The sequence below is a fragment of the Algoriphagus sp. PAP.12 genome, assembly GCF_026652115.1.
Taxonomy (GTDB): Bacteria; Bacteroidota; Bacteroidia; order Cytophagales; family Cyclobacteriaceae; genus Algoriphagus.
The window spans coordinates 209565-220257 of record NZ_JAPPSQ010000008.1 but is presented as its reverse complement, the minus strand read 5'-3'; the positions used below and the strand labels follow the sequence as shown (position 1 = coordinate 220257).

Sequence of the window (10693 nt, the reverse complement as noted above, 5' to 3'; positions counted from 1 at the left end):
TAACCCAAAAGATCCTGCCGAACTGATGTTTTCCAATTCAAATTTTTTGAAAGCATTGGGTTTCTTTAAGACATAATTCAGCATTCCACCAAACTGTTGTCCATATTGAAGCGCTCCTGTTCCCCTAATCAATTCTATGGTTTCTATAGCTTCCATTGGCATGGAATAATGACTTGCCGGATAGCCATAGATATCGGTATTGATCATGACTCCATTTTGGCGAACATTGAACTCCCAGCTCCGGTGTCCGTCCAATCCTCTAACGGATAGATTGATTTGATTTCCAGTTCCATCCATGTCATAAATGAAGGCAGATGGAATCTTAGCGAAAATTGTTCTCCCTGTTTTCTCCGAAAGATTTGCGGCGAGAGATGATATTTGTATCACCTCAGTTTTTCTACCTCCAATCAGCTGAAGATGATGGGTGTTAGGAAGACTGGTTACAGGGTTTTGAATTCGAAAGTTTTGGATTTGAACTTCCTTTAGTTCAAGTGTTTTGACGCTGTCTTGTTGCGCAAAGCATGATATACTAAGCCCAAAGCAAAACAGCAAGCTAAGTAAATGCTTGTGTTTCATTTTAAAGATTTTGCAATGTGAATAGGGATAGATTCCCCTGTTTAACCGATAAGAAATTGCAAAATCTGGGGTGGAGGAGAGGTGACCTCAGGATTGGATTCTAAAATGGAGAATGCGTAAAGCCCTTGTTGATTTATAGGTTTTAAATCATTAAAAATGAATTGATTAGGTTCTTGAATTGGCGAGGTAAAATTTTTATTAAATGACTTTAAGATCAGTTTCTGAAGAGGAGGAATATCGTTGGTGTCAGAATCGGGATTGAATGTGGAGCCCAAGGTTTTTAACTGGGTCTCTAGGTTGGATTCTAGTCTATCTGGAACAGTAATTACTTCCAGATGATCATCATAATACCTTTGTTTTATGACCCTTTTCCAAGTTCCATCAATTTGAATGGAATGATTGACCGAGGTAAATTCTTCTTGATTTTGGCCATATGGCATAGCAAATGGAATCTTGACAAGTTCTCCTTCTGAAAGAGAAATGCCTTGGTTCCAAATCCGCTCCTCCCAGTGCTTATCAATAATCCTAGGCATACACACCAAAACCACAAAATACCCAAATTGGTAAAATGTAAAGCAGCTCAAAAGGAATATTGAAAGGGCTTGTTTCATTTTCAAAGAATGAATCAAATATAAAATTTGATGAATGCCATAGAATTGAATGAAAAATAGTCGGCTTTGTTCTGATTTCTTTGGTATTGACCTGATAGTTAGACGGATTTCAATGCTAGGTTTCAATTCAAGGGTGAGGATTTGATCAGAGAATTGAAAAATCACGGGAAATCACCCCACTTTTTTGGAAAAATAGAAATTGGAATCATTTAAATTTGATTTTCAATTTCTAAAATCCCTTTAAAAACGCTGAAAACGCATTTTTTGAGTAAATGATAATACTTTTCTAACCCCCTGACTTTCAGTAAAAAAATCTTGTAAAAAATAAATCAAATATTGGCTTCGTTGATTCTTTTAGCTACTTTTAAGACAAAGTGGGAAAAAGTGGGGGAAAGTGGTAGAATGTGCAAAGCATTTTATTACTTTTGTCTTTACTAGAAACTCGTCAAAAAGCGCGTCAAGGAAATGTTCAACAGTCAGTACGAATGTAAGCTGGATCCAAAGGGTCGTCTGGTGCTGCCGTCTAAAATCAAGTCGGCGATTCCAGAGGCTAATGGTACTACGCTCATGCTCCGCATGGCCGAAGACAAATGTCTTGCGCTTTATCCAATGGTCGAGTTCAAAAAGCTGGAGAATCAGATCAAGGCTTTGTCTATCAATAATCCCGAGCAGAGAAAATTGCAGAGGGCATTTTTCATCACAAGTGTGGATGTGGAACTGGACAATTCTGGAAGACTCTTGATTCCGAAGCTTTATCAAACATACGCCGGGCTGGAAAAAGAAGTAGTAGTCGTGGGAATGGGAAGTCGAATCGAAATCTGGAATCCGGAAAATTATCTGAATAATATCATCGATCCGGCGGACATGTCCAGCCTAATGGAAAAGTATCTCTCCTAAAGCTATGACAGAGTCTGTTTACCATATCCCAGTGATGCTTGCCCAATGCACTGAAGGCTTGGCTATTGACCCAAACGGTACATACGTCGATGTGACCTTTGGTGGTGGTGGCCATTCCAAAGAAATCCTGAAGCATTTGGATAAAGGCCATTTGTTTGGCTTTGATCAGGATCAAGATGCTGAAGCAAATATCCCGGAGAACCCAAACTTCACTTTTGTGGCGGCCAATTTCAGGGATATCAAAAAGTACCTTCGCCTATACGGGGTGAAAAAAGTAGATGGGATTCTCGCCGATTTGGGGATTTCTTCCCATCAGATTGACGAGCCGACTCGTGGTTTTTCTACCAGGTTCAGCGGAGATCTGGATATGAGGATGAATCAATCAGCTGAGATTTCAGCCAAAGAAGTGCTGAATACTTACGAAGAAGGAAAGCTTCATAAGATTTTCGGGATCTACGGAGAAGTGAAAAATGCAAAGACATTGGCTCAAGCTATTGTCTCTGAAAGATCCTCCCAGCCTTTTTCTACAACAGAAGGTTTTACGGCTTTTTTGAAAAAGTACGCTCCTCGTGGTAAGGAGTTTAAATATTTCGCTCAGGTCTTTCAGGCTTTGAGAATTGAAGTGAATGATGAAATGGCAGCGCTAGAGGAAATGCTTTTAGGTGCTGTGGAATTATTGAAGCCTGAGGGCCGATTGGTAGTGATGAGCTATCACAGCTTGGAGGATCGCCTGGTGAAAAACCTGATCCAAAAAGGGAAATTCCAAGGAGAGTTGGAAAAGGATTTTTTTGGAAATCCTATTCGTCCATTGGAACCGGTGAGTCGTGGTGCGATTGTGGCAGATTCAGAGGAGATCGCGGCAAACCCAAGAGCAAGAAGTGCAAAGTTGAGGGTGGCTAAGAAAGTAGGGAAATGAGTCAGAATACATTTAAGAAAAAACTGAAGTCTGGAAATAAGCCCAAAAGTACTGGGCCAAGAAAGACTATTTTTTCTTGGATAGAGGAAAAACTCGATATCACCAAAGTATTGGGGGAGGGCGTTCCTGTGCAACTTGTTCCTCCAGTTGGTTTTATCGTGGTGCTCGCACTTATATATATATGGAGTAATCACCGGGCAGAGAACATGGTCCGGAAAATAGAAAAGGCCCAGCAGGAAGTAGAAGATCTGAGGGCAGATGTGACAACGTTGGAGGCTGAGTATATGCTTAGCTCCATGCAGTCAGAATTGGCAAAAAAAGTAGCAGATCAGGGAATCATTGAATTGAATGAGCCTCCCATCAAAATAGAAGTAGACGAGTGAATATCAAGCGTTCCATAGTGCTAAGAGTAAGGATAGTTTTTATCCTGATTGCGCTTGCGACAGCAGCGATACCGCTTCGTATTGCCAAAATCCAATTCGAAGAAGGGGATAAGTGGCGCGCTAAAGCTGAAACTGTCAATTTCCAATACCGAGAGGTTCCTGCTACTCGTGGAAATATCTATGCGGGAGATGGGAGCTTGTTGGCTACCAGCCTGCCTTTCTACCGAGTGGCGATGGATCCGATGATTGCCAAGTCTGAAAAGTACAATGCCGGGATTGATTCTTTGGCTCGTTTACTTTCGGGATTTTACAAAGACAAATCTGCTACTGCATACAAAAGAATGATAACCGATGCTAGACGAGATAGCAAGAGGTATTTGGTGTTAAATAGAAAGCAGATCGGATATCAGGACATGCAGCAGATGTCCAATTGGCCAATTTTCAGAGATGGCCGTTTGGGTGGAGGTGTTTTGTTTGAAAAAGTTGAAAAGCGCTATAGGCCTTTCAATTCTTTGGCAAGCCGTACTGTTGGTTTTTTGAATGAAAACGAATACGGAGCTGGAATCGAGTACAGTTTCAATGAATACCTGCAAGGACAAGATGGAAAAGCTTTGTTTCAAAGATTGGCCGGCGGAAGCTGGAAACCAGTGTTTGATGCTGAGGATGTAAAGCCTGAAGATGGCTATGATGTAGTGACCACTTTGGATGTCAATATTCAGGATGTGGCTGAAACTGCTTTGCTACATCAGTTGGAAAAACGAGAAGCTGCTTTCGGTTCAGTGATCGTGATGGAAGTGAAAACTGGTGAGATTAAAGCCATTGCCAATTTGCAAAGAAACAGTGGTGGTCGCGGTTACGGCGAAAACTACAATTTCGCGATTGGTGACCAGGGAAATACAGAGCCTGGATCTACTTTCAAATTGCTTTCCATGTTGGCGCTTTTGGAAGAGAATAAAATCAGCCTGGAGCAAAAAATCGAGACTGGTACTGGCTCTCACAAGTTCTATGACAGAACAATGAATGATGCCAAGCGAGGTGGATTTGGGACTATTACGATCCGTGAAGCTTTTGAAAAATCTTCCAATGTGGCCATTTCCAAATTGGTGGATGAAAATTTTGGTTCAAGTCCTTCCAAGTTCATGGCCTATGTTGAAAAGGCAGGATTGAATGAGCCTTTTGGTTTCCAGTTGGCGGGCGAAGGAAAACCCTATTTCAAAAAGCCAGGAACAAAAGAATGGTACGGCACTTCCCTTCCCTGGATTTCTATCGGTTATGAGATCAAATTGAATCCACTTCACACGCTAGCACTTTACAATGCAGTCGCCAATGATGGGGTAATGGTAAAGCCATACATCGTCAAAGCGATCGTGAAAGGAAAGTCAATTGAAAAAGAGTTTGATACTGAAGTTGTCAGAAAGAGAATTGCCTCCGAAAAGACCATTAAAAACCTTCAGGAATTGCTGATTGGAGTAGTGGATAAAGGGACTGCTAGAAATATCGCAGATGCTGATTATAAAATTGCTGGAAAAACCGGAACTGCTCAGAAGCTGATTGATGGTCGATATACTCAAAAATACTACACCAGTTTTGCAGGATATTTTCCTGCAGACAGACCGAAGTACTCTATGATTGTCGTCATCGATAGTCCAAATGGCTATGCGGCTTATGGTGGTGATGTATCTGCCCCTGTTTTCAAAGAAATCGCAGATCGCATCTACGCTTTGGATTTGGAATTGAACCCCACCAGTGAGGGGCAAATTCTTAGAGCTGACGCTTCTAAGGAAAAATTACCTTATGTAAAAGCCGGTAAGGCTGAAGAAATCCATCAGATCTTGGAGGAGTTGGGGGTAAAAGCAAATCCAACCCAGGCTGAAGAGTGGGTTAAAACCCTTGCCGCTGAAGATAAGATCGTGTGGAAAGAGAATAACATGGATACCCCAATTGTCCCAGATGTTTCAGGCCTCCCCTTGAGGGATGCTTTGTTCATTTTGGAAAATAAAGGGATCAAAGTGAATTACCGTGGAAAGGGTTTGGTAAAGGAGCAGTCGATTAATCCTGGGACCAAGCTTTCTTCCAATACAACTATAAATCTTGTGCTAGGGTGATGAAAGTGCTGAAGGACATATTGTATAAAGTATCATTGGTTTCGACCTCTGGCGACATGGGGGTTGATGTGAAGAACATCGTCTTCGACAGTCGTAAAGTGGAGGAAGGTTCTGCATTTGTAGCCATAGCCGGTACGCAAGTAAACGGACATGACTACATCGATGCAGCTCTGGAAAAAGGTGCAACAGCGATTGTCTGTGAGGATTTACCCGAAAACTTAACAGAAGGTATTACCTGGGTTCAGGTTGGGGATTCTGCAAAGGCTTTGGGAATCATGGCTTCCAATTATTATGGAAATCCTTCCGATGAAATCCAAGTTGTTGCAATCACAGGTACCAATGGGAAGACAACGACCGCGACACTTTTGCATCAGTTGTTTATTGCGATGGGCTACAGCACAGGCTTGCTTTCTACGGTAGAAAATAAAATCAATGAGGAGGTAATTCCTGCTACTCATACCACTCCTGATGCTGTAAGTGTTCAGGCTTTGCTTCGCAAAATGGTGGATGCAGGATGTACACATTGTTTTATGGAGGCTAGTTCTCATGCGATTGTTCAAGAAAGAATTGCTGGATTGGAGCTTGCTGGAGCTGTTTTTACCAATATTTCCCATGATCATCTAGACTATCACAAGACTTTTGATGAATACATCAAGGCTAAGAAAAAGCTATTTGATGATCTGCCAAAAGATGCTTTTGCGCTAGTCAATTCTGATGATAAAAGAGGAATGGTGATGCTTCAAAACTGCAAAGCCAATCATCAGACATTTGCATTAAAGTCTCCGGCTGACTTCAAGGCAAAAATCATTTCCAATACGCTGGAAGGATTGGAGCTGGATATTAATGGCAAGCTGGTTTGGTTCCGATTGATTGGAGCTTTCAATGCCTACAATCTTTTGGGAGTACTGGGGACAGCCATTCTTTTGGGTGAAGACGAGGAAGAAGTCTTGACGACGCTTTCCAGTATTCGAGGAGCAAAAGGAAGGTTTGATAGGATCTCTATTGGAGGAATCACTGCCATCGTGGATTACGCCCATACCCCTGATGCCTTGGATAATGTGTTGAAAACTATCAATGGTGTCAGAACTGGAGGGGAGCAATTGATCACTGTTGTCGGATGTGGCGGAAATAGAGATAAAACCAAACGTCCTATCATGGCTAAAATGGCTGTGCAGGAAAGTGATAAAGCGATTTTGACTTCAGATAATCCTCGATTTGAAGATCCTGAGGAGATTTTAAAAGATATGCAAGCCGGTGTTGGGCCCACTGAGCGAAGAAAGACTTTGACAATTGTAGATCGAAAAGAGGCTATCCGAACAGCCTGCATGCTTTCTCAACCGGGAGATATCATACTGGTGGCAGGAAAGGGTCATGAAGATTATCAAGAAATCAAAGGAGTAAAGCATCATTTCGATGATGCAGAAGTAGTAACTGAGTTTTTAACTGAATTGAACCAAAGCTAAAATGTTGTACCCCATTTTTGACTACTTAGACGGAGTGTTGGATATCCCTGGTGCGGGGGTGTTCAAATACATCTCGTTCCGAGCTGGGATGGCTGCGGTTCTGTCCTTGATCATCACCATTACTTTCGGTCACAAAATCATCGCTTGGATCAGAAACAAGCAGATCGGTGAGACTGTCCGTGATTTGGGTTTGGAAGGCCAAAGCCAAAAGAAAGGAACTCCTACGATGGGTGGTTTGATGATCATTGCTGCGATTTTGATTCCTACTCTTTTGTTCGGAGACCTGGATAATATCTACATCATCTTGTTATTGGTTACGACGGTTTGGTTGGGCGGAATTGGCTTCCTGGATGATTACATCAAGGTTTTCAAAAAGAACAAGGAAGGACTAGCGGGTCGATTTAAGATCATTGGTCAGATCGGAATCGGTGTGATCGTTGGAGCGACACTTTATTTCCATGAGGATGTAGTGATTCGTGAGTTTCAAAATCCTGTTTCTATCGAGGAAGGAGTCATTGAAACTCCTGCTTATCAAGATGTGAAAATAGCAAAGACTACCATTCCTTTTGTCAAAAACAATGAGCTGAACTATGAAACTATCCTAGGTTTTATGGGAGAAGCTATGACCCCTGTTCTATACATTTTGGTGGTGATTTTCATCATCACTGCTGTTTCTAACGGAGCCAATATCACAGATGGAATAGATGGTCTGGCGGCTGGAACATCGGCCATAATTGGGTTGACGATTGCGATTTTCGCTTACCTGAGTGGTAATGCGATTTTCTCCCAATATCTCAATATCATGTATATCCCTGGATCAGGCGAGTTGGTGATTTTTGCATCTGCATTCATCGGTGCCTGTATTGGTTTCTTATGGTACAATGCTTATCCAGCTCAAGTTTTTATGGGGGATACTGGATCATTGATGCTGGGTGGAGTGATTGCCGTTTTGGCTTTGACACTTCGCAAAGAACTATTGATTCCAATCATGTGTGGGATTTTCGTGATCGAAAATGTCAGTGTGGTATTACAAGTCAGCTATTTCAAATACACGAAGAAAAAATATGGAGAAGGCAGAAGGATATTCCTGATGTCCCCACTCCATCATCATTATCAGAAAAAGAATATTCCAGAAGCCAAAATCGTGACAAGATTTTGGATTGTGGGGATTCTATTGGCAGTCATGACCCTAGCAACTTTGAAGTTGAGATAAAATGAAGCGCGTAGCCATCATAGGAGCCGGAGAGAGTGGATTGGGAGCAGCATTGCTCGCAAAAAAGGAAGGCTATGCTGTTTTTGTAACGGATGCAGGAGTTATTTCTGAATCCAGAAAGGTGCGTTTGCAAACTGAGGGGATAGATTTTGAAGAAGGAACGCATACAGAAGAAAAGGTGCTTCATTCTGATTTGATTATCAAGAGTCCAGGTATTCCCGAGAAGGCTCCTTTGATACAAAAAGCAATTCAGGAAGGAATTGCTGTGATCGATGAGTTGGAATTTGCATCCAGATTCTCCAAGGGAAAAGTGATAGCGATTACCGGAACCAACGGGAAAACCACCACCACTTTGCTGACTTATCACTTGATGAAAGAGGCCGGGTTGGATGTCGGACTTGCTGGTAATGTGGGTCAAAGTTGGGCTGCACAATTAGTCGATCAAGATTATGATTGGTGGGTATTGGAGTGTAGCAGTTTCCAGATTGACGGAATGATTTCTATCCGACCTGCCATCGGGATGCTGACCAATATTACTCCAGATCATTTGGATCGCTACGACTACCAAGTTGAAAAGTATATGCTATCCAAGGTGAGCTTGTTCAAAAACCAGCTCAAGGAGGATTTCGCAGTGTATTGCCCTGAAGATCCCATCAGTTTGAAAGGGATTGATTCGGTGAAAATAAAAGCTCAGATGCTTCCGGTTTCCTTGAAAAGTCAATTGGAAAATGGAGCCTCTTTGGCAGGAGAAACTTTGGTGATTCAAGTGAATGAAAAGAAAGTTTCCATCCCTGAATCGGCTTTGCCTTTGAAAGGAAAGCATAATGTGCTGAATACGCTTTTCGCAAGCACCGCAGCTGTTTTGGCTGGTGTGACTGAAGGTCAGCTTTTGGAAGGATTGAAATCTTTCAAGAATGCTCCACATAGAATGGAACCTGTTGGTGAAATCAATGGAGTAAGCTTCATCAATGACAGCAAAGGGACCAATGTAGAAGCTACTTATTATGCTTTAGGCAGTTTCCAGAATCCATTGATTTGGATCGCTGGTGGAGTGGATAAAGGAAATGATTATTCATTGCTTTTACCTGAGACCAATGGAAAGGTGAAGGCTCTGATCTGTTTGGGAAAAGACAATGAAAAGCTGAAAAAGGCTTTCTCAGGATCAATTTCTGAAATCAGAGAAACCCAAAAAATTGCTGAGGCTGTTCGATGGGGATTGGATATGGGAGTGGCAGGTGATACGGTTTTGTTATCGCCAGCTTGTGCAAGTTTTGACTTGTTCAAAAATTATGAGGACCGCGGAAATCAGTTTCGATCTGCAGTTCAGGAATTAAAATTAGAAGTAAGCGCATGAGTCAGTTTAAAACATGGATAGATGAGCATTTCAAGGGTGACCCGATTATTTGGGGCATCGTGATTTTGCTTTCTCTTTTCAGTATCCTGGTGGTGTATTCCGCGACCGGCTCATTAGCCTATAAATATGCCGGAGGAAATACTGAATTGTACCTTTTTCGTCATGCTTCGTTGGTTTTTGTATCACTATTCGTGATGTGGTTGGCACATAAAGTTCCCTATAAAAACTATGCACTTTATGCTCGCTTGGCCATGTATATCAGCATGCCCTTGTTGTTGGTGACGTACCTATTTGGTTCCAATATCAATGAGGCCAATCGTTGGTTGACTATTCCAGTGATCAATCAGGCATTCCAGCCTTCGGATTTGGCAAAGCTTGCTTTGATTGCTGCATTGGCAGCCATGCTTGCTAGACGCCAAAACAATATCAAGGATTTCAAAAGCACCTTCCTGCCAATCATCATCGCAATCGGGATCATCAGCTTATTGATCGCTTTGGCGAATATGTCCACGGCAATTTTGTTGCTTTCTACCTGCTTACTGATCATGTTCATCGGTCGAGTTCCAATGAAATATCTGGTGATCGTAGTCATGGTTGGAGTTTTAGGATTGACCTCCGCGGTATTCTTGGGACAAAGAGGGGGAACCTTCAGATCCAGAATAGAATCCTTTATGGATAAAGATGAGATTCCTTTTCAAGCCGAGCAATCTTATATAGCCATTGCAACTGGTGGTGTAACAGGAAAAGGTCCTGGAAATTCAGAGCAAAGAAATTCATTGCCTCACCCATACTCAGATTTCATTTATGCGATCATCATTGAGGAATATGGAATGGTAGGCGGTGTGACAGTTCTATTTCTCTATTTGGCTTTGCTATATCGGGGAATGAGAATCGTTGCCAATTCCAATAAAGCATTTGGAGGATTACTTTCCGCAGGGCTCAGCTTTGCTTTGGTGATCCAAGCCTTAGTCAATATGGCCGTGGCCGTTGGACTAGGCCCCATCACAGGTTTGCCTTTGCCTTTATTGAGTATGGGAGGAACCTCCTTGGTATTCACAGGAATCTCATTGGGAATTATCCTCAGTGTGAGTCGGGGTGATCACCAGGACGAAATACAAACTGGTTCGGCTATGAACCGACCAAAACTTAAACCTGCATTATCATAGGACAGCAAT

10 protein-coding genes are annotated in these 10693 nt (G+C 42.2%); 8 read left to right on the top strand and 2 right to left on the bottom strand.

Annotation, left to right across the window (positions count from 1 at the left end; genetic code table 11):
- Positions 1 to 576 (bottom strand): TonB-dependent receptor plug domain-containing protein (locus tag O0V13_RS12005; protein WP_268035202.1); only part of this gene is annotated, 576 nt, incomplete at its 3' end.
- Positions 577 to 617: 41 nt separating this feature from the next.
- The gene (locus O0V13_RS12000; protein ID WP_268035201.1) at positions 618 to 1187 is read right to left on the bottom strand and encodes a hypothetical protein; all 570 of its coding nucleotides are present in this window, start codon (positions 1185 to 1187) and stop codon (positions 618 to 620) included.
- 465 nt (positions 1188 to 1652) lie between these two features.
- On the opposite strand from O0V13_RS12000, the gene mraZ reads away from it, so the two are divergent.
- From mraZ to O0V13_RS11960, 8 genes are read left to right on the top strand one after another with little or no spacing between them, the layout of a single operon-like run.
- Positions 1653 to 2084: a division/cell wall cluster transcriptional repressor MraZ gene (gene mraZ, locus O0V13_RS11995; RefSeq protein WP_073571044.1), complete on the top strand. Its 432-nt coding sequence runs from the start codon at positions 1653 to 1655 to the stop codon at positions 2082 to 2084.
- Between the two features lie 4 nt (positions 2085 to 2088).
- Positions 2089 to 3000 (top strand): 16S rRNA (cytosine(1402)-N(4))-methyltransferase RsmH, encoded by a 912-nt coding sequence (gene rsmH / locus O0V13_RS11990; RefSeq protein ID WP_268035200.1) that lies wholly within the window; start codon positions 2089 to 2091, stop codon positions 2998 to 3000.
- Positions 2997 to 3383: an FtsL-like putative cell division protein gene (locus tag O0V13_RS11985; RefSeq protein ID WP_268035199.1), complete on the top strand. Its 387-nt coding sequence runs from the start codon at positions 2997 to 2999 to the stop codon at positions 3381 to 3383. The genes rsmH and O0V13_RS11985 overlap by 4 nt, the downstream gene beginning before the upstream one ends.
- On the top strand, positions 3380 to 5488 hold the full coding sequence (locus O0V13_RS11980; protein WP_268035198.1) for a penicillin-binding protein: 2109 nt from the start codon (positions 3380 to 3382) through the stop codon (positions 5486 to 5488). The genes O0V13_RS11985 and O0V13_RS11980 overlap by 4 nt, the downstream gene beginning before the upstream one ends.
- Entirely contained in the window at positions 5488 to 6951 is a 1464-nt protein-coding gene (locus tag O0V13_RS11975; protein ID WP_268035197.1) for a UDP-N-acetylmuramoyl-L-alanyl-D-glutamate--2,6-diaminopimelate ligase, read from the top strand. Before O0V13_RS11980 ends, O0V13_RS11975 begins: the two co-directional genes overlap by 1 nt.
- Position 6952: 1 nt before the next feature.
- A complete protein-coding gene (gene mraY / locus O0V13_RS11970) occupies positions 6953 to 8164 on the top strand; it encodes a phospho-N-acetylmuramoyl-pentapeptide-transferase (protein ID WP_268035196.1) in 1212 nt (403 codons plus the stop codon).
- A gap of 1 nt (position 8165) precedes the next feature.
- Entirely contained in the window at positions 8166 to 9518 is a 1353-nt protein-coding gene (gene murD, locus O0V13_RS11965) for a UDP-N-acetylmuramoyl-L-alanine--D-glutamate ligase (RefSeq protein ID WP_268035195.1), read from the top strand.
- On the top strand, positions 9515 to 10684 hold the full coding sequence (locus O0V13_RS11960) for an FtsW/RodA/SpoVE family cell cycle protein (protein WP_073571037.1): 1170 nt from the start codon (positions 9515 to 9517) through the stop codon (positions 10682 to 10684). The genes murD and O0V13_RS11960 overlap by 4 nt, the downstream gene beginning before the upstream one ends.
- Positions 10685 to 10693: the final 9 nt, after the last annotated feature.